The following is a 24,802-nucleotide window of genomic DNA, read 5'->3' on the forward strand; positions in this document are numbered from 1 at the left end:
TCTACGCCAGAAAACCTAAGCAGTCAGTATTTTTAAAAAATGAAAAGTTGTTTAAAACTTACCTTTGACAATGGGAAAACAGCATTAGCTACTCAAGTTGAGCAGCCAGAAGAATTACCTTATGCTCTTGAGACAATAGGGCTGTGCGGTTCGCGTCCTGTTTTAGTAGTAGTGGGGGGTGCAAGTAACATCAGTGAAGCTGACTTTCTCCGTATTCAACGGTTGTTTGTGGAAGTTTTAGCCCCCATCGCCGAAACTTTGGGGGCTTATGTCGTGGATGGGGGTACGGATGCAGGAATTATGCGAATGATGGGTGTGGCTCGTACCCAAATAGGTGGTAAGTTTACTTTGGTTGGTGTGACACCTGAAGGCAAAGTGGCTTTACCAAATCATTCGGAAACTGCTGCTGATTTAACACCGTTAGAGCCAAACCATACTCATTTTGTACTAGTTCCTGGGAAGAATTGGGGCGACGAGTCTCCTTGGATATCTTGTGTTGCGACTATGCTGGCTAATGATGCACCTTCGATGACAGTACTCTTAAACGGTGGTGAAATTACCTTTAAGGATGCCTTTTCTAGCGTTAATAGCGGCAGGGTAGTTCTTGTGATTGCTGGTAGTGGTAGAACCGCAGATATACTTGTAGATGCTTTGCGTGGAAAGGCTACTGATGAACGAGCCAAAAAGCTAGCTAAATCTGGTACATTACAATACATCGACTTAATCGACATAGAGAAAGGAGTTGAGAATTTAGGCAAAGTAATTAAGGGGTTACTTTCTAATTAGGAGTAAAAAATGGCAAAAAAAGATAGTTATCACGAATTTTTAAAAGAAGATTTTAACAAATTATTTGCAGGTATTAACTTAGGTGATGTGCAAAAACATTTTTTGCGATCGCGCTGGTTAGACCAAGTACTGTGGATGGAAGGTAAGGCAAATTTATCGCGCGATCGCCATTATTTTTTACGGATAACAACTATTATTGGTGGTGTAATTCTCCCAGCATTGGTAAGTCTAAATATTAATACTAATTTCAAACCTAACAATAAGGATATCATTATGTGGTCAACTTTTGGTTTGAGCCAAATAGTTGCTATTAGTGCTGCCATCGAAGAGTTTTTTCACTATGGGGAACGCTGGCGACACTATCGCCGAACAGTTGAATCTTTGAAAACCCAAGGATGGCAATTTTCGCAGTTGACAGGCCCTTATCGTATTTATCCAAGCCACGAACAGGCATTTAATCTATTTGCAAGTCACGTAGAAGATATTATTCAGCGAGATGTGGAAATATATGCCACTCAAGTTGTACAAGAAAAGAAAGAAGAAAAACATAATCAGGAAGACCATATCTTTCTGCAAAATACAAAGATCGCTAATTTAGAAGAGAAGAAAGACGAAGAATAAAATTGATTCAATCAACTCTCCCCTGTTAGATAAAAATATAATCACAGAAAACGCCCCAACTGCCGTTTTTTGAGTTCATCAAACTCACATTGAATTAATCCTCTAAAATCTGGATTTCATCAAGTTGATTAATTACCACATCCGCACCTCGGACATGATCTGACTTACCTACCCAAGTGATACCAATACAACCTGCGGCTTTAGCATTACGCGCCATTTGCATATCACCAACTGAATCACCCACCATCAAAGTAGCGTTCGGTTCAACTCCCAAAGCCTGGCAAGCTTGCAAAAATAGCACTGGATCTGGTTTACTCGGCCCTTCATCTACTCCCATTTCTAACTGGATATAATCGCTTAACTGGTGATTGGCTACAAAATTACGTACTTCTTCAGTTGTCGCAGCTGAGAGGATACCAAGTTTTAGTCCACCCTCCCGCAGGTATTTCAAAATTTCTAGGCTACCTACAAACAGTGGTGAAGGAGTTTGTCCAATATATTTTTCCGCTTCATCCAAAGCTTGACGGGCTATTTTTAAGCACTCAAACCATCCTCTTCCTGTTTCGGCAATATATGCCGCAGCCGCAACTTCTGTTTCACGGCGGCTTGCTACTGATATTAAACCCGCAGGATCTAGAAAATTGCCATTGATGCCAAATGCCATTAATAGGGGTTCCCCAGTTCCAGGGATTTGAGCATCTATTAACCTCGTTGCTTTTTGTGCAAGCGATCGCAAATACGTTTCTGAATCTTCTAGAGTACCGTTTTTGTCAAACAAAATTCCCTGGATATGATCAAAAGTGATATTTCTACATTTAATGGTTGCCATAATATTTAACTTCTAACTACTCCCAACTCTTCACTTTCACCGATTCTCTACATAAAAAAAGAGGGAAAAACCCTCTTTATAAAATGATTTAATACTCTTACTTAAAGACAAGTAAAACTATAAAAAATTTATTACTCTTCAATAGCTGCTGGAACTGCTGGAATTTCCTCTTCAGTTTCCGTTGCTGCTGGAATTTCCTCTTCAGTTTCCGTCGCTGCTGGAATCTCTGTTTCAATTGCCGCAACTACTGGAATATCTTCTTCAAGTTCTGCTGCTGGTGGAATATCTTCTTCAAGTTCTGCTGCTGGTGGAATATCTTCTTCAAGTTCTGTTGCTGGTGGAATATCTTCTTCAAGTTCTGTTGCTGGTGGAATATCTTCGTCAGCTACAACTTCCGCAGGTGCAGCCGCAGCAGCAGCACCTTGCTGCTTGGCTAATAGCTGTTCGCGATACTTAGCAGCCATTTCTTCTGCCTTATCGTAGACCAAATCCCGGTTTTTAATCATGTCGCCGGGTTCGGGTTCTAGCTGCTTAGTAGATAGGGAAATGCGACCCCTTTCTGCATCCAAGTCAATGATCATAACTTTCACTTCATCATTGACATTGAACACGCTATGAGGTGTATCAATATGTTCGTGAGAAATCTCAGAAATATGCAGTAGACCACTGACGCCGCCAATGTCGATAAAAGCACCGTAGGGTTTGATCCCACGAACAGTACCAATTACTACTTCGCCGACTTCTAGGCGATTCATCTTGCGCTCAACCAATGCCCGACGGTGAGATAGAACGAGGCGATTACGTTCTTCATCCACCTCTAGGAATTTCAACGGCAGATCCTCGCCTACCAATTCTTCTTTAGGTTTGCGGGTACTGATGTGAGAACCTGGGATAAAGCCACGTAATCCTTCAATCCGTACCAATGCTCCACCGCGATTGGTTGCAAACACGCCAGAACGGACAGTAGCATCTTCTGCTTGCAACTGCCGCACGCGTTCCCAAGCCCGCATATATTCAATACGGCGAATCGAAAGGGTTAATTGACCATCTTCGTTTTCATCGGTAAGGATGAAAAATTCGCGCGTTTCGTTTGACTGTAATACTTCTTCCGGGCTATCCACCCGGTTAATAGACATTTCTTGTATGGGTATATATGCTGCGGTTTTAGCACCAATGTCAATCAGAGCGCCGCGCGGCTCTATACTGAAAACTGTTCCTGGGACAACATCACCAGGGCTAAAATGATAATCGTATTTGTCAAGTAGAGCAGCGAAATCTTCGTGAGTGAATCCAATTTCTGTAGCGGTTAAATTCTGATTGACCATGCTGATTTGTTCCTGGTTCTAGTCTCCGTAAAGGTGGTGCGACAAGCGCGATGCGTTATGTAAGCAGTACTAGGGCAGCTTACACAAAACATCCTTTTTCATCCTAGCGCAGAAAAGCTAGCATTAACACATATCTACTCCCAAGATTGGAAATTATATCACAATATAAAAATGATTTGTCATTTACTTAGTAGTGAAAACCAACAAAGGACGAACATAATAATATCCGTTGCCACTATGCTTAGTAGCAACGGATATTAAGATTAAATCCGCTTAAAAGTCTGTGGATAGGATCTACTTATCTTTTGGTTTCTCAAAGCGAGGGGGTTCGCGAAATGCGATCGCAAAAAAGAGAGTACCTATACACAGAGTAAAAATCAAGATGTACGCAACGCTTTCCATATTACGATTTCCTCTTTATCCAGCCAGTAGTTAAAGTTCTTAATGCTGAATCACCTGAGTGCTGAGTCAAAGCTTTAACTCAGAACTCAGAACTCAGAACTCAGCACTGAAATTAAAGGGCTTCATTCCGGCGAGTTGACTTGTCACCGACTTTCTGGAACAGACCCCACTCTACTTGCTCTTCAAGATCCGCATCAACACCAGCAAACACGTCTCGGTAGATTGTCCGAGCACCATGCCAGAGATGACCAAAGAAGAACAACAGAGCAAATACGGCGTGTCCAAAGGTAAACCAACCTCTAGGACTGGTGCGGAATACACCATCAGAGTTCAAGGTTTCCCGGTCAAATTCAAAGATTTCACCGCCTTGAGCCTTACGGGCATACTTCTTCACATCAGCTGGCTCTGTAAAGGTCTGACCATTCAGATTACCACCGTAGAAATTAACGGTGACACCAGATTGCTCGAAGCTATACTTAGATTCTGCCCGACGGAAGGGAATGTCAGCGCGGACAATTCCATCTGCGTCGGTTAAGACCACTGGGAAGGTTTCAAAGAAGTTGGGGAGACGACGTACAGTCAATTCTCGTCCTTCAGAATCTTTGAATACGGCGTGACCTTGCCAAGACTGCGCAATGCCATCACCTTTCACCATTGGCCCTGTACGGAATAGACCGCCTTTAGCGGGGCTATTGCCGACGTAATCGTAGAAAGCCAATTTTTCAGGAATCTGCGACCAAGCTTGCTCAAGGGTTGCACCTTGGGCAACGTTTGTTTGGACGCGGCGCTGAATTTCTTGGCGGAAGTAGTTCTGATCCCATTGATAGCGGGTAGGGCCAAACAATTCGATAGGAGTGGCGGCGTTACCGTACCACATAGTACCAGCAACCACGAAAGCAGCAAAGAAGACTGCTGCAATACTGCTAGAAAGTACTGTTTCAATGTTCCCCATCCGCAGAGCTTTGTAGAGCCGTTCCGGGGGTCTAACTGTGAGGTGGAATAAGCCTGCAATAATACCAACAACACCAGCGGCAATGTGGTGAGCCGCAATGCCACCAGGGTTATAGGGGTTAAAACCATCTGGGCCCCATTCTGGTGCTACTGCCTGGGCCGCACCAGTTACACCATAAGCGTCAGAAACCCATATCCCCGGACCAAATAGTCCAGTTACATGAAAAGCACCAAATCCAAAACAAAGTAGACCAGATAAGAACAGGTGAATGCCAAACATTTTTGGCAAGTCGAGAGCGGGTTCACCAGTGCGGGGATCTCTAAAAAGTTCCAAATCCCAGTAAACCCAGTGCCATACGGCGGCTAGAAATAGCAGACCGGAAAGAACAATATGAGCGGCAGCAACGCCTTCAAATGACCAGAAGCCAGGATCAGTTGATGGTCCACCAGTAACGTTCCAACCACCCCAAGATTGAGTGACGCCCAAACGTGACATAAAGGGTAGGACGAACATCCCTTGACGCCACATCGGATTGAGAACTGCATCGCTAGGGTCAAAAACAGCCAGTTCGTAGAGTGCCATCGAACCAGCCCAGCCTGCTACTAGGGCTGTGTGCATTAGATGTACAGAAATCAGTCGCCCTGGATCATTCAGAACGACTGTATGTACTCGGTACCAGGGTAGTCCCATTGACTACGCTCCTCCTCGATGAGTTAGTTTACAAAGCAATTTTCTTACTGAGGTTATGAGAGATGAAAATCACCACTCATAAAACTCTCTCTTGTTTTTTGTTATTGCCAGAGCCAGAGTTTTACCACAGCTTAGTCTTAATAAGTCAGACAGCGTGGGAGATGAGGCAATGCTTACTCGCTTCGGGAGGTTTACCTATGTAGGGTAGCCATCGCCAAGCAAAAATGAGAATGTTTTAAAAAGTGTAACTATTGATGGAATTGTTTGCAAGCGTGTAAATTGATGCGATCGCGTAGCATCTCCAAGTTTTTTCGCTACCAATACCCGTCGAGGATTAAATTTGCTTATCTTTTCTTTACGATAAGTGGGGCATTGGACAGAAAAGGCTCCAAGAAGAGGGAGCAGGGGAAAAATTTCTCTCCTCTTTCCCATGCTCCATGCCTAATCTCTACTGAACCACCAACTGGATATTTTGCAGTTGACACTTCGCCTCTGCTGTACTCAGGCGTTCGATTACCTGTTCGGCGCTCATCAGACGCTTGAGTACTACTTGACCGATGGTCTGGCTGGCAATTACTGGTGTTGTTGGCTTTACTTCCACGGTTAAAACGGCTTCTTCAACTCGATAAAGCCAGAGCAATTCGTTTTCTTCGACTAAACAAATATTCATTCGCTGAATATCTGGTTGGCGTCGCCATGCGGTTATTTGCCAGAGTCCATCAGATGCCCAGACTCTCGCAACTGCCCATCCCTCAGATAGAAAGAAATACTTCACGGTCTTAGTCTCACTATTAGACTTTCAATCTGCTGTTAACGATATCGCGATCGCTTTAGTCACTGATGTTCAAACACTCTTCTTTTTGAGAATACAGCGGATCTTGACGATAAAACGCTTTATCGATGTCTGTTCCCAAGTAGCAAGAGGTAAAATCTCAACGTACACTACTTGGGCTAAGTGTCAAAGCTTAAGAAGACTAGGACTTACGCACTGTACAAATTTGCTATCTTGTGAATCAATTAAAATACGTCCTTTTAGGCTTTGAGCAATCATTCTTTGATAAATAGCGATCGCCTAAAAAGTGTCGAAAAATCAAGGTTTAATGCCTGAAATCTATACCCCATATTTAGTTTTTCCTGTCAATGCGTAAGTCCTAAAGACCTATTTTTTTAGTAACTATGAATTTACGATGAATTTAACCAATGTTTGGTTGAAAATTTTAATTAAATAAAAACTTTTCAATACTTAACAAATCTTAAATATTAAATTCTGTATTTTATCAATGATTTTTTGTAAAAAAATAGTGTATATCCGTAGCCCGTCGTAGGCATCGTACAGTAACAATAAACTTAATTAGGAAGTTGAGTATCCGCCACAACTTTTTGATTTAGATGGCTACGGAGCGTTCCATCGAAACAAGAACCACTATAAATTTTGAAGATTCAGCATAAGAGTCACAAATGTAGTAAAATTGCTGACCGCTACTGATATCAAATATATTATTGCTATGACCTGGTTTTCCTTGTTCGTGAAACGGTGGGGTCGGATTACACAATTCCTATCTTTGTTCTGTCTATGTTTATTTTTAGTTGTTAGTTGCGCTCCTCGTGCTAAGACTTCTACGCCGCCATCCGGTTCTGTAAATACCCCTACAGGTGATAGTCGTATTACTATTGGTACAACAGCAAAGCCAAGAACCCTTGATCCGGCTGATGCTTATGAGTTAGCATCCTTAGGTTTAGTGTTTAATATGAGCGATCGCCTCTACAACTACGAACCAGGAAGCACCGAAATTAAACCCCAACTAGCTACAGCATTACCTAAAGTTAGTCAAGACGGTTTAACTTATACCATTCCCTTACGTCAGGGAGTAGTTTTTCACGATGGGACTCCCTTCAACGCTCAAGCAATGGCTTTTACCATCCAGCGCTTTATTGAAAATAAAGGAAAACCCTCATTCTTACTAGCTGATATAGTAGATTCGATAAAACCTACAAGCGAGTATGAGTTGACAATCAAGCTGAAAAAGTCCTTTGCAGCTTTTCCATCACTGTTGGCATTTCCTGGAGTATGTGCAGTTTCACCAAAAGCTTACGAAGTTGGCGCTGGTAGATTCAAGCCGAATATTTTTGTGGGAACTGGCCCTTATAAATTAGGACAGTATGGTACTGATTCCATCCGATTTGATGTGTTTGATAAATATTGGGGAGAAAAACCAGCTAACAAGGGTATTAATCTCCAAATTCAAACTAGTCCGGTTAATTTGTTTAATGCTTTCCGTACAGGTGCGGTGGATGTAGCTTATCTGTCGCTACAGCCAGATCAAAATCGGAGCTTGGAAGAAGGTGGTAAAAAAGGGGATTGGCAAGCGATCGCAGCTGAGGGTAGTGTAGTAAGTTATCTGGTATTAAACCGAAATCAAAAGCCTTTAGATAAATTAGAGGTAAGACAAGCGATCGCCTCTATAATTGACCGTCCACTTTTAAACGAGCGAGTATTACTTGGTCAAGCAGATCCGCTTTATAGCATGATTCCCACAACATTTAAAGTTTCTGTGCCATTATTCAAAGATAAATATGGTGATGCTAACTTCGATCAAGCTAAAAAATTATTAACTACTGCTGGTTTCTCCAAAGAAAATCCGGCAAAAGTGCAAGTTTGGTATCCTTCTAGTTCACCTACTCGTAGTTTGGCAGCACAGACACTCAAATCTCTTGTAGATGTCAAAATGGATGGAATACTGCAATTTGAAGTTACCCAAGCGGAAGGGCCTGCCTTCTTTAAAGACATTGCCAAGGGTTTGTATCCCGCAGCTTTACTTGATTGGTATCCAGACTTTTTAGATCCAGATAATTACGTCCAGCCATTTTTGTCTTGTGACAAAGGTTCAACTGCTAAAGGATGCGAAGATGGAGGCAGTCAAACTCAGGGTTCGTTCTACTATAACGAAGCGATAAATAAACTGATTGATGGGCAACGCAAAGAACAAAACCCCGAAGTGCGTCAGAAAATTTTTAACGAAATTCAAACGCAAGTTACTACTGATGTACCTTACGTTCCCTTATGGCAAAACAAAGACTATGTATTTGCCCAAAAAGGTGTTAATGGCGTCAAACTTAACCCTACTCAAATTCTGATTTACCAGACACTTAAAAAATAATTCGTAATTTTTAATTTAATTTTCTGAAGTCTAAATCCCAACAACTATAAGTCAGAAATTTGACAACTTGGTGTGGTGAAAAGCCTAAAGATTACGAATCACAAATTACGAATTACGAATTACGAATTACTTATGTCTCGTTCTAAAGCTTTACAATATTACATTGTTTCTCGGTTGCTTCTTGCGCCACTCCAGCTATTAACGATCATCACCATTGTATTTCTCTTACTAAGAGCAACACCAGGAGATCCAGCAGATGCAATTCTCGGTGGACGTGCGCCAGAAGCTGCTAAAGAAGAATTGCGAAAACAACTCGGTTTAAACCTTCCTTTGTGGTTACAATATCTCAATTATTTGGGAAGCATACTACGCTTTGACTTGGGAACCTCTTTAATGAGTCGCGGAGAAAATGTTTGGGACATAATTGGACAATATTTCCCGGCGACGGTGGAGTTAGCAGTATGTAGTATGGCGGTTGCACTCACCGTTGGAATTGCGGTTGGAACTCTTTCAGCTTCTCGTCCTGGGACATATTTTGATGTCGGGGGACGCTTATTTGGTATCATCACCTACGCACTCCCGATGTTTTGGGCGGGAATGCTTTTGCAGTTGATTTTCTCAGTTCAACTGGGTTGGTTTCCTAATTCCAACCGCTTTCCGTCTAATCTGCCGGCTCCCACTCCTATCACTGGATTGTATACAATTGATAGCCTACTCGGTGGAAATTTCACCCAGTTTTTCACATCTTTACACCATCTTGCTCTACCAAGTCTCACATTAGGAATTTTGCTCAGTGGAATTTTTGAGCGAATTGTGCGAGTAAATTTAAAGCAAACCTTGCAAGCGGATTATGTAGAAGCGGCTAGAGCTAGAGGTATTGGTGAAAATAAGATTTTAGCTTCCCATGCTTTAAAAAATGCTTTAATTCCAGTGATTACAGTCTTGGGATTAACCTTTGCGTCTCTGTTGGGTGGAGCGATTTTGACAGAGGTAACATTTTCTTGGCCTGGGTTAGCTAATCGACTTTATCAAGCGATCGCCGATCGCGATTATCCCACAGTTCAGGGAGTGCTAGTGTTTTTTGGTGCGATCGTTGTGAGTGCAAGTATTTTGATTGATATTTTAAATGCTTATGTAGACCCGCGAATTCGGTATTAAGCTGTTTAACATTTTTTTAATTTTCTTGAGAAATACCACTAGCAAAAATACCAAGAATTTTATTCACATCTTTGAGATAATATTCGCTTAAATCAATGGTTAATGTTTGTTTTTCTAGTTTGAGGAATTGCCAAATACTCCCTGTTGTCACTGCGCCGTAAATTGTTTTAATCTCAGTTGCAGCTTGCTGATTAAAAATTTGGGCTGCTACCATTTCTGCCGCACACTGACCCAAACCCGCATTAATATTTTCTTTTTTAGCTTCTACAACTGTAATTACTGGTGCTGTCAAAATCAGAATTTCTGGAGATTTAGTAATAATAAAATCACAAGTACCATTTAATCCTTTGGCATTATCAACAGTAAAATCTACTCCAGAAAATAAACCAATTTGTTCTCGTAGTTGTCTGCGTAAATCAACTAAAATTGGCGCAATAATTAACTCGGAACGAGCTTTTTCACTATTACTACCTAAAGCAATATCCAGGTTATAATTGAGTGTTTCTACAAGTAAATTACTTGCTGTTAATTCAGGAACGGCAGCGAAAATATCGCGTTTTTCTAATATGGTTAAACTCAACTCTTGTTTTGCTTTAGCTAAACTAAACTCGCTGTAAGCCATAAAACTATTACTCACTTTCGCTTTTAAACAGAAGACTGAAATTACTGTCCAACATCTAAGTTAAAGTAGAAACTACCGTCAACAATTCTGTTGCTACCAACATACTTGATAATGGCTATGCTGACTTGGTGCTGTCCTGGTTCAAGCTTCCAAGTTTTTTGGAAGTTACCAATATTATGACAAGCAGCATAAATCGGGAAGGTACTAGGAGTGAAAAGTCCATTTTTATAACTCTCAACTCCATGTTTAAATAAATATCCTCTAACTTCTACTTTATTGAGTAGAGTTTGAGATGGTATGCAATAATTAAGGTTTGATAATCTTAGAGTCTCTCCAGATTTGAGAAAGAGGCGATCGCGATTTGTCACTTGCTGAAGTTCGTTGCTATTAACCTGCACTGTAACATTAGCGACACACACTTTATCGGCAAGAACTTTGTCACATATTGCAGAGGTGGCGGTGACAAAAGGCTTTGGTTCTGAAGAAGATTTTTTATCGTGCTCAATTAATGCAGGCGCTACTGTAGCTAGTATGGCGCCGGTAGCAGCGATGAGAGCAAGTACAAGCTGTTGTCTAAAAGTTGCCATTTTTCAAACTCCTCAAATTTTTTTGGTATAACACCATCATCACTTGAGACATAAGCTCTATAGGTAGGCGCTAGTAGGGAGTTTGAGTGATTAAATTGTTGTAAGGGAAAGTAGGCAAATGTAGGTTTGTAGGGTAAAGTATTACACTACTGACTGATTTTAACTTTGCTCTGCCAATTCCCTTACACCTAATGGACTCACAAAAAGCATTAACATTCATTAATAAGCTACTTGCAAATGATAAGCAAGTCTTAAATGACTTAGAACAAAAGCTCTTTTTAGGCATGTGGGAAGGGAAGGAGTATACAGAGATTGTTAATGATGGCTTTTATAGTACACAATATGTGAGAGATGTGGGTGCAAAGTTATGTAAAAAGATTACAAAACATATCGGAATAACAGTTACAAAAATAAATTTTAAAAATCCAATAAAAGAAGGACATCAAAAGTATTTAGAACAAGCTTCACTTTGCCAAAAACCAATTGTAGAAGTAATTAATCCACCACTAAAAGATGAATCACACTCAGCTAATCTATTGCAGCAAAATCATAATCCTTTTATTCCCCAACGCGGCAGAATAGAAGACCCACAAAAGCTTTTTGGCAGAAAACGCGAAATATCACGGGTGTTTGAAGTACTTAACAGTAATAGTAGTGTCGCGCTCATAGGAGAAGAAGGAATCGGCAAGTCATCTTTGTTATGGGTGATTTGCCAACAGGCAGAAAATTATTTACAGTTACCACGTGAGCCAGTTTTTTTAGATTTAAATAATGGAGTTCATGATGAAGATGAATTCTACATTGCTTTGTGCGATAAAATTGGTATTCCTGAAAGCAAAGGCTATAGACTAACTCGCAATTTGCAAAAGAAAAAAGTGCTATTAGCTATAGATAATTTAGGAAAGTTAATCGAAAACGGCTTTACTCGCCAAGTTAGGGATCAATTGCGCGGTTTAGCTGAAGGGCGTGATGCTTCTTTGCGGTTGATTTTAGCTGCTAGCGAACCTCTGGACAAGCTATTTAACGACAGTCAGGATAATGGCAAAACATCTCCACTAGCAGGTATTTGCCAAGAAGAACACATTCATCCTTGGGATGAAGGCACTATGCGTGCTTTTATTACCAACCGTTTGGCTAACACTCCAGTGAGTTTTACTGAAGACAAAATCATCCAACTCATCCAAGAAAGTGGCGGACATCCTCGCAAACTGATGCAACTGTGCTATAGAACTTATTCGCAGTATGTGGAGAGTATGCGATGAGTGATACTCCTTTGACCTCTCCCTCAACCCCTTCCTTACAAGGGAAGCAAGATTACTTCTACTCTCGCTTACTTTATAGGAAGGTAGCTGAGAAAGTTAGGTTCTTCACGGTTAATGATGGAGGCTGAATTGACCCCTGTACCGCGTTTAAACTTAGCACCCAAGTTAAAGAGTCCTCTCTCTCTATGGAACCCACTGGATTATTTGCACCTTTTGTACTGGGTGTTTTTCTTTCCCCAGGCTTTGCGGTGGTATGTCGAAACATTCGGGGGTGGGTATATTCCTGAAGGAGAAATGGGTTGGCGAAAGGGATGGAAGTTATTGCATCAAAATGCTATCCAACGCCAGTTACTTTTCCAAGGATTATTTTTAACAGTAATTACACCTGTAGCTATAGGTTTAATTTTTCAGACTGTAAATGTTTCCTTTAACTGGTTAGGCTTGATGAATGGCGTGGCGTTCGGCGTGATGTTCGGCGTGATGTTCGGCGTGACCAGAGGCGTGGCGATAGGCGTAGCGTTAGGCGTAGCGGTAGGTGTGATGCTAGGTGTGGCGTTCGGCGTGACCAGAGGCGTGGCGATAGGCGTAGTGGGAGGTGTGGCGATAGGCGTAGCGGTAGGTGTGGCAGGAGGTGTGGCGCTAGGTGTAGGTGTAGGCGTGGCGGGAGGCGTGGCGCTAGGTGTGGCGAAAGGCGTGGCGGGAGGTGTGGCGCTAGGTGTGGTGTTCGGCGTGACCAGAGGCGTAGCGTTCGGCGTAGCGTTCGGCGTAGCGATAGGTGTGGCGCAACTGCGTCCAGAAGCCTGGCTTATTGGCTCACCTTTGAACTTGCGATTCATCCAAAATGGTAGTTGGCTACTCCCCTGCATCACTCCACTTCCCCTTCCTAATCTTGTTTGGCGCTTACAAAATTGGCTGCAAAACGATTGGGAAACAGGTTTACATAATACTAATGAACTGCTGGCATATACCCTACAATTCATTCCCATTGTCCAAGCAGTCAATAGAGTACTTTCTAAAACTCCATCAGAACACATTATTTGGCGTGTTTCTTTGCTAGCGGCAGATCCCTTTGATTGGAAATTAGTAGGTTTTGCTTCAGGTTCTTTGAGGGAACAAATCAAGTTAGAACTTATTGAAGGCTTTGTATTGTTTCGTAATTTCAACGACCCATTCTCCCCACCCTTAACAGTAGACACTCGCTTAGATACTCCTGCCCGCGCTGCTGCTGCTGGTTTCTGGCATCTGCATGAAAAAGAACCAGCCAGAGCAATAGAAGCTTTTGCTGTAGTGCGTTCTCTACTTTACGGTGAGGAAATGTATACCCTTGCCCAAACTCTAGCGGCGTTTGATAAAGCTCAAAAACCAGCCTCTATTGCTGCCATCCAAGTTTCTCCTTTTCCACAGGAACCTTTTTTACGTCCAATTACTTGGAAAGTCCTTACTAGTCTGCGTCGAGTTGTTGAGGATGTCCAGTTTGTTAATCGCAGCGTCTCACGTTCAGCCAGGTCTTTAGCTCTTAATCGAGCATTAGGCGAACTGACAAAAATCCTAAATCAAGCCGACACTTTGCCGCAAGCAGAGCAAGGGTTAATCATAGATATTGCTCAAACTTGGAAAGAAAGCCTTTTACAAATCACTGGTGAAGTGGGAGAAATTTCCATCACCAAGCCTGTCGCTAACCCCTATGTGGTAGGCGACCCCGTTCAAGGTCATCTCTTTATTGGGCGAGAAGATATCATCAGACAGTTACAAGAACTTTGGGTGATGAGTAATCAACTCCAGTCTATAGTTCTCTACGGTCATAGGCGCATGGGCAAAACTTCTATTCTAGTTAACGCTGCTCAATGTCTAGGCTCACAAATACAGCTAGCCTATGTCAACTTGCTACGTTTGGGAGATAGCCCCCAAGGTGTGAGTGAGGTGCTAATGGCAATTTGTGATGAAATTTCTCAAACTGTAAAACTTCCACCCCCACCTGACGCTGATTTACTAAGTCTCCCCTACCGGACTTTTGAACGCTATTTAAAACAGGTTGAAGCAAACCTAAACGGTGGGTTAATCATTGCCTTAGACGAGTTTGAGAAAATTGAAGATTTAATTGAAGCGAAAAAAATCCCTATCGACTTTATGGGTTTTCTGCGCGGTTTAGTGCAAATGAGTTCTAAAATCGCCTTTGCATTTGCTGGTTTGCACACTTTAGAAGAGATGACAGCAGATTATTTTCAACCCTTCTTTGCCAGCGTCATTCCTATTCATGTAGGCTTTCAAGAACGTGCAGCTACCCGCCAAATTCTTGCTAACCCAGGTAATGAAGATTTCCCCCTTGACTACATCCCGGAAGCTTTAGATAAAATTTATGCTTTGACACACGGTCAACCATATTTAGTACAACTGCTGGGTTTTCAGCTAGTGCGCCGCTACAATGACTTTGTTTTTGAGCAAGGACGATCGCGTGACCCAGTTTTCACAGTAGAAGATGTGGAAGCGGTTATCAATGACCCTGAGTTTTTCAAGCAGGGACGCTACTACTTTGATGGGGTTTGGGGTCAGGCGGCGCGGGGTGCTGAGGGTCAACAAGCAATTGTACAAGTGCTTGCACCTCACCCAGAAGGGCTAAGTCTGGATGCTTTAGCTCAATCTACAGGTATGAACGACGCCGACTTACAGGAAGCGTTGAATACTCTGAAGCGTCATGATGTCGTTGAGGAAACTCAGGGAAGTTGGCGGATTATGGTAGAACTTTTTCGCCGTTGGGTTTTGCAGCAGTAGAATACGAGCGTTCGCATTTGTTATTTCAGCGTTCGCATTTGTTATTTCGGCGTACGCATTTGTTACTTCGGTGTTCGCATTTGTTACTTCAGCGTTCGCATTTGTTATTTCGGAGTACGCATTTGTTATTTCGGAGTACGCATTTGTTATTTCGGCGTACGCATTTGTTATTTCGGAGTACGCATTTGTTATTTCGGCGTACGCATTTGTTATTTCGGAGATCGCATTTGCTATTCTGAGCGCTTATCTTCTTAAACTACGAGGATCAAGTGCATCTCTCAGCCCATCACCAAGTAAGTTGAATGCCAGCACTGTGAGGATAATCAGCACAGCCGGCGGCCAGATTAACCAAGGTTGCAGTACCAAGATTGAAGCATTACTTGCCAGAGAAAGCATATTTCCCCAAGAGGGGTCTGGTTGTTGAATTCCTAAACCGATGAGACTCAATATCGCCTCTGCACCAATAAAACTGGGAATTGCAAGAGTCGCAGAGATAACTACATAACTAGCCGTTTGTGGCAAAACGTGACGGATAATTATATAAATTGGGTTCCCGCCCATCGCACGCGCTGCTTGGACAAATTCTCGCTCTTTAAGTGATAGTACCTGTCCCCGAATGACCCGTGCTAAACCAGCCCAGCTAATCACTGAAGTAATCACCACAATCAGCAAAAAGCGCTGGGTACTACTTAAACCTGCTGGTAAGACTGCGCCCAATGTTACCAAAAGATAAATACTAGGGAAAGTCATTAGCACTTCTGCCAAGCGCATAATGATGCTATCAGTTAGACCGCCAAAATAGCCGGAAATTCCTCCGATAAGCAAACCGAGGGGATAGGTAATGATGATGCCAAAAATCCCGATAAACATACTGATGCGACCGCCATGTAACAAGCGACTGAATTGGTCGCGGCCTTGGTCATCAGTGCCGAAGATGTTTAATTTTGCGCCAGTTGTTGTGCCAAATAAATGCCAATTTAAGGGGATACCAGGAAAGATTGTGATTTCATCCCACTTCGGCGGTAGTGGCAAACTCATCTGCAACAATCGGTATTCTGCCCCGGAGACAAATAGACGCAGGGGTGAAGGCTTTGTTGAGTCTACAATGAGTTGGCGATCGCCTGTATCTAAATTAGTATCTCCCTGAGTCGTCGGATAAACATAAGGCCCGATAAACTGCCCTGATTGAGAAACCCAGTGTATCTTCGTTGGTGGCAGCAGTGAACCATTAGGCTGTGAAGCATAGGGGTCATAAGGAGCTACGAAATCAGCTGCAATTACTCCTATATAGAAAATTAACAGCAAAATTGCCCCAAATCGTGCCAAAGGATTTTTTTTAAGTCGTCGCCACCAATCCATAGTAGTTAGGAGTTATAAGTTAGGAGTTATGAGTTATTAAGCTTTTATCTTAATTCATAATTCATCATTAATAGTTCTTAACTCCCAACTCTGCCAATTTTGGATTGAATAAAAAATCTAAAATCCAAAATTGAATAATTTCTAATTCTCAACTGCTAATTTGTCTAAATACCGCTGCTGTTCTTCCTGTTGTTTTTCATGTTCCACAACAAACACGTTTGAGTAGAGATTAGCGAGAATTTGTTTTCCCTGTTGTGTCAATGATAGGTAATGCAGTCCTTCTTGGATATAAGGATATACGCCATTCCAGTAAAACTTAGCGTAATTGTTACGCAAATCGGCAGGGGTTTGATAGCCCAAAACTTTATTTACACCAGTTTCTTCAAATTCGTAAAATAAAGAAGTAATTTTCTTCAGGTAACGCGGGTCGCTTAGTTGACCAATCAAATCAGCAGCACGTACTAATCCTGCAAAGCACTTTGTATCTTGATGATCTTCTGCCGCAGGCACGGGAAATCGAGTTAATTCAATATTGCTCTTAATTGCCTCAGCATCTATTAACTTGTGACCTCCAAAACGCTCATCAATAAACAGCTTGGCTCTATCAACATGATACGGTGTCAGACTGGCATCAGAAGCGCCAGCAGCCACAGAAATCATTTTGCCATTTTTACCTGTGGCATATAAGTTTGCTGTTTCTCGGTCTTGTCGGCAAACTCCCTTGACGTAGCCAATATCATGACTGACTAAAGAAATAATACAATGCAACCAGTCTTCACTCGAAACACCGCCTTCCCTGATATGTTTGCCACGTAAAATTTCTTGTCCTACCAGAGTGACTAAGACAGTGTGTTCAACATTGTGGTAAAGGGCATCGCTATTGGCAATGTTTTCCAAAGCCATGTTACCTGCCCAGGCAATAATGTCCTGATAATCATTTTTAAAGCAGCCATAAGTGCGGCGGTAGCCGTCTCGAATTTCATTTACGAAGGCATCAATTAAAATTTCAGTGGCATTGAACATATCTGCTTTCTCTGGTAAATACCAATTTTTTATTGATTTGATTGATTTCAAAATTCCATCATCAAGGCCACCCTTGCTGGAATTTAAGGCAATGGAGTTTGCTCCTTTTTAACTCACGTGTAGCTGTAGACGCTAGCTTTATCTATGTCTGGATACATGGCTTCCTGGTAACACAAAGGCTTTAGAGAAATGATTGATTACGTGTAAAAAATAATTTCTTGGTGTACCAAGGTACATAAATATTTTTGATTCTAACTAGATAAATCTAGATGAGCTATATCAGTTTTTCATATCTAAGCATTGGTTGACAGTGATCTAAATACAGATGGTGTGTGACATAGAGTAGCTGTATGAGATGAGATAATTTTTTATATAATAATCTACATAAAATTTATTATCATTTTTTAATAGTAATTTCTCTTAGTCATAAAGTTGTATTATATACTATTGCAGATCAAAGACATTTACTATGAAATGCGTCATAGTTGAGATCGAAGTAAATAAACTTCAAGTTTTCTTAAGAAAATACCAAGATTTGGTATGCATAGACAGCAAGTAGAGGTGAAACTGTGAGCGATGAAAGTCTTTCAGAAGTTGAGGTGGAAGAAGCTCTAACCTCTGAAGATAGGAATTTTTTAAGCAAATCAGATCAAAAACAAACCAGGGCATGGTTGAAGCCATTATTCTTGGGTACTGGTTTAGGAATTGCGATCGCCTTGGTGGGGATGAGTGTATTAAATCGTTTTCCATCCCGTCAACAAAGCGCGGTAGCAGGTAAAAAAGTTAATCCAGCGATGACAGTTACTATCGCCACAGTAGAAACCGCCCGTGTTGTCCGTACACTCAAAACTACTGGGACTGTAGCCGCGGGTGATTTAATTCCGGTGCTACCGCAAACAAACGGTTTACAAATTAAGAGCATCCCCGCAAATATCAAAGAAGGAGCTTTTGTCAAACAAGGTCAAGTGTTGGCGGTGTTAGATGGTTCCATACTGCAAAACCAAATCAGCCAAGCAAAAGCAGATGTGGAATCGAAACAAGCAGATGTGGCATCCAAACAAGCAGATGTAGCATCCAAGCAGGCAGATTTGGCATCAAATAAAGCAATAGTCCAGCAAAAACAAGCCGATTTAGCTCAAGCTAAGGCAAGGCTAGAAGAAGCAGGTAAAAATTATCAGCGTTATCAACAACTTGCTGACTCTGGGACGATTAGCAAACAAGAACTTGATACTCGTTCTTACGCTGTAAAAACTGCCATAGAAGTTGTGAACCTGTCTCAAGAAAATATACGTAGTGCCCAGGCTAATATCGGCAGTGCCCAAGCTAATATTAATAACGCCAAAGCGATCGTCAACAAAGCCAAAGCCGATGTCAAGAGTAGTGCTGCTAAAGTGCAACAACTGCAAACTCAGTTGGGACAAACTGTGGTGCGTGCGCCGGTTTCAGGAGTAATCGCCGAGAAACTGGCTAGAGTCGGTGATGTCACTGGTGTACCGCCACAAACCCAGGTGGGAACTGTGATTGGTGGCACACAAAAACTATTTTCGATTATCCGAGATGAAAAGTTAGAACTTCAGGCGAAGGTGCCCGAAACTCAACTAACTCAGGTGAAAATTGGCGCATCGGTGCAAATTACTTCTGATGATGTTGATCGGCGGGTGCGATCGCAGGGACGAATTAGAGACATACAACCACAGCTGAACGATCAAAGACGGGAGGCGACAGTGAAAATTGACTTACCGCCAACAACTTTACTTAAACCAGGAATGTTTGCTAGTGCTGCAATTACTACTGACTCAGGGATGAGAATGGTAGTGCCACAAAAAGCAGTGCAGTCCCAAGCTGACGCAAGTGTAATTGTATTCATCTTATCGGGTGAAAATACAGTCAGCAGCCAGAAAGTCGAGTTAGGAGATCCTGGTAATAACGACACAGTGGAAATCAAGAGTGGGTTACAGTTAGGCGATCGCGTTGTCGTTGATGGTGCTGGCTATCTCAAAGATGGCGATCGGGTTCGAGTTGTAGATTGAAGGGAATGGGAATGAGGAATCGGGAATGGGAAAAATAACCAATGACAAATGACAAATGACTAATCCAAAATCTAAAATCTAAAATTTCCCGATGTCTTTTAATATCTCAGCCTGGTCGATTAAAAAACCTGTTCCCACGATAGTTTTATTTTTAATTTTGACAGTAGTGGGTTGGTTCTCCTTCATATCCTTGGGGATTGATACTAACCCAAATATTGATGTGCCAACAGTTTCGATCAAAGTCACCCAACCAGGTGCAGGCCCAGCAGAACTAGAATCCCAAGTGACGAAAAAAATTGAAGATGCTGTGGCGGGGTTGGGCAATATCGATTATATGATTTCCACCGTCAGCGATGGGAATTCTAAGACGACAATCAATTTTGTTTTGGGTACAGATAGCGATCGCGCCACTAATGATGTTCGCAATGCGATCGCTCAAATTCGCCAAGATTTACCCCAAGATATTAACGATCCAATTGTGGAACGCCTGGAATTTTCCGGCGGCCCGGTGATTACCTATGCAGTTAAATCAGATCGGCGTTCTGTAGAAGAATTAAGCAATCTCGTAGATCAAACTATTAGCCGCGCTTTGTTGGGAGTTCGTGGCGTAGCCCAAATTCAGCGTGTGGGTGGTGTTGACCGAGAAATTCGCATTAATCTTAATCCAGAGCGCTTACAAGCTTTAGCGATCACCGCCACTCAGGTAAACGACCAAATCCGCGCTTTGAACATTAACTTACCTGGTGGACGTGCTGAAGTTGGTGGTAGTGAACAAAGCATCCGTACTTTAGGAAGTGCCACCAGTGTCGATGTTTTGAAAACCTACGAAATCGTCTTACCACAAGGTGGTTCCATACCCTTATCCACCTTGGGAACCATAGAAGATAAATTTGGTGATGTGCGTCAAGCCGCCCGCTTGAATAATCAACCTGTAGTAGCTTTCCAAGTCTTGCGTAGTACTGGCAGCGTTCTGGTGACAGTGGAAGAAGGAGTGAAAGCAGCAGTCAAACAACTGGAAAAAACCCTTCCCCCAGATGTCAAGCTGGATTTAATTTTTACTAGAGCCGATATTGTCCGCCAATCTTACCAAAGCACCATTGATGAATTGATTCAAGCTTCGGTGCTGGCGGTCATCGTTATTTTAGTGTTTTTGCGGGACTGGCGAGCAACATTAATTACATCTGTTGCCTTACCCCTATCAATAATTCCCACCTTCGCAGTCCAGCAAGCCCTTGGTTACACCCTCAACAACATGACTTTGTTGGCATTAGCCCTGGCAGTGGGCAACTTGGTCGATGATGCCGTTGTAGAAATTGAAAACATGGAACGGCACATGGCTATGGGCAAGTCAGCTTGGTCAGCTGCTTTTGACTCTTCCGACGAAGTAGGATTAGCGGTAATCGCAAGTTCAGCGACGATTATTGCAGTATTTCTGCCCGTTGCCTTTATGGGTGGGATTCCGGGGCAATTTTTTCAACCATTTGGCGTTACCGTTGCCGTTTCCACAATTTTCTCAACTCTTGTAGCGCGGATGGTTACGCCGATGATGGGGGCGTATCTTTTAAAGGAGGCAGAGGGGCAAAGGGGCAGGGGAGTAATAAAAATTTTTAATTTTAAATTTACACTTCCAGGTAGCGGGAACGGAAGTAGAAAACTTGGAGATGAAAAGCGTCAAAGCTTTCAACCTTATAGATCACTCTTAGAGTGGGCGTTACGTCATAGATTAACAACAATGGCGATCGCTTTAGCTTTCTTCATTGCGAGTCTGATGCTGGTTCCCTTGATTCCCAAGGGTTTTGTTGATGATGGCGATTTTGGAATTTCCAATGTATCTATAGAATTACCTCCTGGTTCCACTTTGTCAGATGTTAATAAGGTAGTCACCCAAGCAACTGATATCATCCGCCAAAACCCAGTAGTTGAACGTGTATTAGCAACAGAAGAGATCAATTCTGCCAGCCTTGCGATTAATCTCAAACCTAGAGAAGAACGAAACATTTCCCAAAAACAGTTTGAGGAACAAGTGCGTCCTGACTTTGAACAAATACCAGGGGCGAGAATTAGTTTTCAAAGTCAGTCACCGGGTGACAGTCGCAAAGCTTTATCAATTGTCCTCAGAAGTGAAAATCCCGAAGCATTGAATCAAGCTGCTGATGCCTTAGAAAAGCAGATGCGATCGCTAGCTGGATTGGTAGAAGTAGCTTCTACTGCAAGTTTGGTAAAACCAGAGATTTTGGTAATTCCGAACCCGCAACGGGCAGCAGATTTGGGGGTGACAGTACAAGCGATCGCTCGGACTGCTTCCCTTGCAACCATCGGCGATAATGAGGCCAACTTAGCGAAATTTAATTTAAGCGATCGCCAAATCCCCATTCGTGTGCAAATCGATCCCGAAGCGCGGGTTGATATCAACACAATCACAAATCTGCAAGTCCCCAGTCAAAATGGTAGATTAGTTCCCCTTGTAGCAGTGGCAGATATCCGCTTTGGTAGCGGCCCTGCTACCATCAACCGTTACGATCGCGCCCGTCAAGTAGCTGTAGAAGCCAACTTACAAGGGATTTCATTAGGAGAGGCAGTCCAGACAATCAACAAACTACCTATAATGCAAAACTTACCGCCAGGAGTAGTACAGCAACCATCAGGCAGTGCCAAAATTATGCAAGACATTTTCGGTCGCTTTGGCGGTGCGTTGGGGCTGGCATTAATGTGTATCTATGCAATTCTGGTGCTGCTGTATAACAACTTCCTCCATCCATTATCAATTATGGCAGCCTTACCCTTTTGTTTAGGCGGCGCATTGGTAGCATTGATGGTTGCTCAAAAACCCTTGGGAATATATGCCTTGATTGGTATCGTCTTGCTGTTGGGGATTGTCACCAAAAACTCGATTCTGTTAGTTGACTATACAATCATCAACATCCAGTCAGGTAAAACTCAGCGTCAAGCACTCGTAGAATCGGGTGTGTCACGTCTGCGCCCAATTTTAATGACTTCTTTAGCAACGATCGCCGGGATTCTGCCCTTAGCATTAGGAATCGGCGCGGGTTCTGAAATTCGCCAACCAATGGGAATTGCCATTATGGGCGGTTTTACAACTTCCACTTTGTTGACACTGGTGGTAGTACCAGTGATATTTAGCTACATTGACAACTTCCAAACATGGATTATGGATACATTACGCTATGGGTTTGGTAAAAAACCATCGCGCCCATAATTGTAGAGACGGCGATTTATCACGTCTCCTTAACCCAACCATATTGCTTTTGCCCCTATACCTATTGTGCGATCGCATTTACCAGTGGGAATCATAACAAACAGATTCACCTAAGTAAATAACCAATGGCTTACCAAAATATTACAGGCTCCCTTACCCCAGCAGATATCCAAGAAATCAAAGCAGCCTTTGCGACTATCCAAGCAAAGATGCCTTTTCTCGTAACCCTGAGTGTAGAAGAACGACGCAAGTTATTTAAGATGGGCGATAAAAGCCTAGCTTTTGTCAATACCAGCCTGACTGCGGCCCAGTCTAACCGAGAAATTCTCCCAGCCAGCTTTGATGTAGATGATTTTGTACGGGATTATCAACTAGCAGCAACGCTTACTGAGCTTTTGATTAGATTGCGACAACTGACAGAACAAGTAGATGATACCTTAATGGCAGTCGGCAGCGAAGCAATGGGCAGCAGTTTGACAGTTTATGATTACGTCAAGACTGCTGCTAAGAAAACTCCAGGGTTAAAAAGTCTTGCTGAACAGTTAGGCGATCGTTTTAAGGCTATTAAAAATAAACCTGCTAAAACTAACTCTGGTTTATAGGCTGAAAATCTTGCCAAAGATACCGGAAGAGTCAAAGGGGAAAAGTTAAAGTGAGATTTAATTCCTTTTCTTTTCCCCTTTTTATTTTGTCAACTGGTGAATGAGTCTTTGATACTCGCGCGAGAGTCTTTGATACTCGTGCGAGAGTCTTTAATACTCGTGAGCGAGTCTTTAATACTCGGCGACCAGTCTTTTATACTCGTGAGCGAGTCTTTGATACTCGTGGACGAGTCTTTGATACTCGTGAATGAGTCTTTAATACTCGTGCGAGAGTCTTTGATACTCGTGCGAGAGTCTTTGATACTCGCGGGAGAGTCTTTAATACTCGTGAGCGAGTCTTTGATACTCGTGAATGAGAATCGCCTACTACTTGTTGCTACCAAATTCCATTCTCAATCAGGAATTACAGATTGCAAGGTTGTTATTATACTCATAACCGCGTGTAATCTGCCACCTTGCTCTAAACATGGTCATAACTCCCCGCCACCGCAGCAAGCCTTCCCTCCTTATCCTTTATGCTTTAGCCTTCATCCTTTCTTTCCTCCTTTGTCTACCTTGGGTTAACGCCAAAGAAACCCCCAAACCCAAACCCCAAGATTGGCAGATTAATGGTATAGTAGCAGCCGTTGACGACAGCTACGACGAAGTGAAGGGATATGCTTTTGACAAATTAGCTGCATATGAGCTAAAAGACTTGAAAACCGTGGTTAAGAAACCGGAGGATATAGCACAGAAAGTTGCCAATATCCTCAAGGATGAAAAGGTTAATTTATCTGTTCGTCACAGTGCGGCAGAGGCATTGAGCAACTTCGGGCAAGCAGCGGCTCAATACATCCCTGACATCGCCAATATCCTCAAGGATGAAAAGGTTGACTCATCTGTTCGTGGCAGTGCAGCAGTGGAATTGAGCAACTTCGGGCAAGCGGCGGCTCAATACATCCCGGAAATCCTCAAATTCCTCAAGGATGAAAAGGTTAATTTATCTGTTCGTCGCAGTGTGGCAGTGGCATTGAGCAACTTCGGGCAGGCGGCGGCTCAATACATCCCTGAAATCGCCAACATCCTCAAGGATGAAAAGGTTAACTCATATGTTCGTGGCGGTGTGGCAGAGGCATTGAGCAACTTCGGGCAAGCGGCGGCTCAATACATCCCTGACATCGCCAATATCCTCAAGGATGAAAAGGTTAACTCATCTGTTCGTGGCAGTGCAGCAGTGGCATTGAGCAACTTCGGGCAAGCGGCGGCTCAATACATCCCTGAAATCGCCAACATCCTCAAGGATGAAAAGGTTGACTCATATGTTCGTGGCGGTGTGGCAGTGGCATTGAGCAACTTCGGGCAAGCGGCGGCTCAATACATCCCTGACATCGCCAATATCCTCAAGGATGAAAAGGTTAACTCATCTGTTCG

20 protein-coding genes are annotated in these 24,802 nt (G+C 42.6%); 11 read left to right on the plus strand and 9 right to left on the minus strand.

Annotation, left to right across the window (positions count from 1 at the left end):
* Positions 1-39: 39 nt before the first annotated feature.
* Together V7K60_RS11320 and V7K60_RS11325 are read left to right on the plus strand one after the other, a co-directional pair.
* Positions 40-786, plus strand: a complete 747-nt coding sequence (locus V7K60_RS11320; RefSeq protein WP_334925476.1) for a hypothetical protein — start codon at positions 40-42, stop codon at positions 784-786.
* A gap of 9 nt (positions 787-795) precedes the next feature.
* Positions 796-1,407, plus strand: a complete 612-nt coding sequence (locus V7K60_RS11325; protein WP_334925478.1) for a DUF4231 domain-containing protein — start codon at positions 796-798, stop codon at positions 1,405-1,407.
* A 94-nt stretch (positions 1,408-1,501) separates the two neighbouring features.
* Here V7K60_RS11325 and V7K60_RS11330 read toward each other — a convergent pair whose 3' ends face one another.
* From V7K60_RS11330 to V7K60_RS11350, 5 genes are all read right to left on the minus strand, one after another.
* Positions 1,502-2,236, minus strand: coding sequence for an HAD family hydrolase (locus V7K60_RS11330; protein ID WP_334925480.1), 735 nt, complete (start codon positions 2,234-2,236; stop codon positions 1,502-1,504).
* Positions 2,237-2,367: 131 nt separating this feature from the next.
* The gene (locus tag V7K60_RS11335; RefSeq protein ID WP_334925482.1) at positions 2,368-3,561 is read right to left on the minus strand and encodes a 30S ribosomal protein S1; all 1,194 of its coding nucleotides are present in this window, start codon (positions 3,559-3,561) and stop codon (positions 2,368-2,370) included.
* A 294-nt stretch (positions 3,562-3,855) separates the two neighbouring features.
* A complete protein-coding gene (locus V7K60_RS11340) occupies positions 3,856-3,963 on the minus strand; it encodes a photosystem II reaction center protein T (RefSeq protein ID WP_084227385.1) in 108 nt (35 codons plus the stop codon).
* 112 nt (positions 3,964-4,075) lie between these two features.
* On the minus strand, positions 4,076-5,605 hold the full coding sequence (gene psbB, locus V7K60_RS11345) for a photosystem II chlorophyll-binding protein CP47 (RefSeq protein ID WP_334925484.1): 1,530 nt from the start codon (positions 5,603-5,605) through the stop codon (positions 4,076-4,078).
* 448 nt (positions 5,606-6,053) lie between these two features.
* Entirely contained in the window at positions 6,054-6,380 is a 327-nt protein-coding gene (locus V7K60_RS11350; RefSeq protein WP_104908147.1) for a hypothetical protein, read from the minus strand.
* A 730-nt stretch (positions 6,381-7,110) separates the two neighbouring features.
* On the opposite strand from V7K60_RS11350, the gene V7K60_RS11355 reads away from it, so the two are divergent.
* Both V7K60_RS11355 and V7K60_RS11360 read left to right on the plus strand, forming a co-directional pair.
* On the plus strand, positions 7,111-8,763 hold the full coding sequence (locus V7K60_RS11355) for an ABC transporter substrate-binding protein (protein ID WP_334925486.1): 1,653 nt from the start codon (positions 7,111-7,113) through the stop codon (positions 8,761-8,763).
* 132 nt (positions 8,764-8,895) lie between these two features.
* Positions 8,896-9,921, plus strand: a complete 1,026-nt coding sequence (locus V7K60_RS11360) for an ABC transporter permease (protein ID WP_334925488.1) — start codon at positions 8,896-8,898, stop codon at positions 9,919-9,921.
* A 16-nt stretch (positions 9,922-9,937) separates the two neighbouring features.
* On the opposite strand, the gene V7K60_RS11365 is transcribed toward V7K60_RS11360, so the two are convergent.
* Positions 9,938-10,543 (minus strand): hypothetical protein, encoded by a 606-nt coding sequence (locus tag V7K60_RS11365; protein WP_334925550.1) that lies wholly within the window; start codon positions 10,541-10,543, stop codon positions 9,938-9,940.
* A 41-nt stretch (positions 10,544-10,584) separates the two neighbouring features.
* On the minus strand, positions 10,585-11,130 hold the full coding sequence (locus tag V7K60_RS11370) for a hypothetical protein (protein WP_334925490.1): 546 nt from the start codon (positions 11,128-11,130) through the stop codon (positions 10,585-10,587).
* A 191-nt stretch (positions 11,131-11,321) separates the two neighbouring features.
* Between V7K60_RS11370 and V7K60_RS11375 the strand changes: the two genes are divergently transcribed.
* Positions 11,322-12,392: an ATP-binding protein gene (locus tag V7K60_RS11375; RefSeq protein ID WP_334925492.1), complete on the plus strand. Its 1,071-nt coding sequence runs from the start codon at positions 11,322-11,324 to the stop codon at positions 12,390-12,392.
* A gap of 114 nt (positions 12,393-12,506) precedes the next feature.
* A complete protein-coding gene (locus V7K60_RS11380) occupies positions 12,507-15,161 on the plus strand; it encodes an AAA family ATPase (RefSeq protein ID WP_334925494.1) in 2,655 nt (884 codons plus the stop codon).
* 243 nt (positions 15,162-15,404) lie between these two features.
* Here V7K60_RS11380 and V7K60_RS11385 read toward each other — a convergent pair whose 3' ends face one another.
* Both V7K60_RS11385 and V7K60_RS11390 read right to left on the minus strand, forming a co-directional pair.
* On the minus strand, positions 15,405-16,520 hold the full coding sequence (locus V7K60_RS11385; RefSeq protein WP_334925496.1) for an ABC transporter permease: 1,116 nt from the start codon (positions 16,518-16,520) through the stop codon (positions 15,405-15,407).
* 141 nt (positions 16,521-16,661) lie between these two features.
* Positions 16,662-17,543 (minus strand): Npun_R2479 family HD domain-containing metalloprotein, encoded by an 882-nt coding sequence (locus V7K60_RS11390; protein ID WP_334925552.1) that lies wholly within the window; start codon positions 17,541-17,543, stop codon positions 16,662-16,664.
* Positions 17,544-18,112: 569 nt separating this feature from the next.
* Between V7K60_RS11390 and V7K60_RS11395 the strand changes: the two genes are divergently transcribed.
* The 5 genes from V7K60_RS11395 to V7K60_RS11415 all read left to right on the plus strand — a co-directional run.
* Positions 18,113-19,573, plus strand: coding sequence for an efflux RND transporter periplasmic adaptor subunit (locus V7K60_RS11395; RefSeq protein ID WP_334925498.1), 1,461 nt, complete (start codon positions 18,113-18,115; stop codon positions 19,571-19,573).
* Positions 19,574-19,664: 91 nt separating this feature from the next.
* Positions 19,665-22,790: an efflux RND transporter permease subunit gene (locus tag V7K60_RS11400; RefSeq protein ID WP_334925500.1), complete on the plus strand. Its 3,126-nt coding sequence runs from the start codon at positions 19,665-19,667 to the stop codon at positions 22,788-22,790.
* Positions 22,791-22,915: 125 nt separating this feature from the next.
* The gene (locus V7K60_RS11405; RefSeq protein WP_334925502.1) at positions 22,916-23,392 is read left to right on the plus strand and encodes a hypothetical protein; all 477 of its coding nucleotides are present in this window, start codon (positions 22,916-22,918) and stop codon (positions 23,390-23,392) included.
* Between the two features lie 96 nt (positions 23,393-23,488).
* Entirely contained in the window at positions 23,489-23,956 is a 468-nt protein-coding gene (locus tag V7K60_RS11410) for a hypothetical protein (protein WP_334925504.1), read from the plus strand.
* A partial coding sequence (locus tag V7K60_RS11415; RefSeq protein ID WP_442944372.1) for a HEAT repeat domain-containing protein occupies positions 23,859-24,802 on the plus strand: 944 nt, incomplete at its 3' end. The genes V7K60_RS11410 and V7K60_RS11415, both read left to right, overlap by 98 nt.

The organism is Nostoc sp. (assembly GCF_036917555.1).
Taxonomy (GTDB): Bacteria; Cyanobacteriota; Cyanobacteriia; order Cyanobacteriales; family Nostocaceae; genus Nostoc.

Coding starts and splice junctions, on each gene's coding strand:
- V7K60_RS11320 (WP_334925476.1), top strand. CDS start 40: ATGAAAAGTTGTTTAAAACTTACCTTTGACAATGGGAAAACAGCATTA.
- V7K60_RS11325 (WP_334925478.1), top strand. CDS start 796: ATGGCAAAAAAAGATAGTTATCACGAATTTTTAAAAGAAGATTTTAAC.
- V7K60_RS11330 (WP_334925480.1), bottom strand. CDS start 2,236: ATGGCAACCATTAAATGTAGAAATATCACTTTTGATCATATCCAGGGA.
- V7K60_RS11335 (WP_334925482.1), bottom strand. CDS start 3,561: ATGGTCAATCAGAATTTAACCGCTACAGAAATTGGATTCACTCACGAA.
- V7K60_RS11340 (WP_084227385.1), bottom strand. CDS start 3,963: ATGGAAAGCGTTGCGTACATCTTGATTTTTACTCTGTGTATAGGTACT.
- psbB (WP_334925484.1), bottom strand. CDS start 5,605: ATGGGACTACCCTGGTACCGAGTACATACAGTCGTTCTGAATGATCCA.
- V7K60_RS11355 (WP_334925486.1), top strand. CDS start 7,111: ATGACCTGGTTTTCCTTGTTCGTGAAACGGTGGGGTCGGATTACACAA.
- V7K60_RS11360 (WP_334925488.1), top strand. CDS start 8,896: ATGTCTCGTTCTAAAGCTTTACAATATTACATTGTTTCTCGGTTGCTT.
- V7K60_RS11365 (WP_334925550.1), bottom strand. CDS start 10,543: ATGGCTTACAGCGAGTTTAGTTTAGCTAAAGCAAAACAAGAGTTGAGT.
- V7K60_RS11370 (WP_334925490.1), bottom strand. CDS start 11,130: ATGGCAACTTTTAGACAACAGCTTGTACTTGCTCTCATCGCTGCTACC.
- V7K60_RS11375 (WP_334925492.1), top strand. CDS start 11,322: ATGGACTCACAAAAAGCATTAACATTCATTAATAAGCTACTTGCAAAT.
- V7K60_RS11380 (WP_334925494.1), top strand. CDS start 12,507: ATGATGGAGGCTGAATTGACCCCTGTACCGCGTTTAAACTTAGCACCC.
- V7K60_RS11385 (WP_334925496.1), bottom strand. CDS start 16,520: ATGGATTGGTGGCGACGACTTAAAAAAAATCCTTTGGCACGATTTGGG.
- V7K60_RS11390 (WP_334925552.1), bottom strand. CDS start 17,543: ATGTTCAATGCCACTGAAATTTTAATTGATGCCTTCGTAAATGAAATT.
- V7K60_RS11400 (WP_334925500.1), top strand. CDS start 19,665: ATGTCTTTTAATATCTCAGCCTGGTCGATTAAAAAACCTGTTCCCACG.
- V7K60_RS11405 (WP_334925502.1), top strand. CDS start 22,916: ATGGCTTACCAAAATATTACAGGCTCCCTTACCCCAGCAGATATCCAA.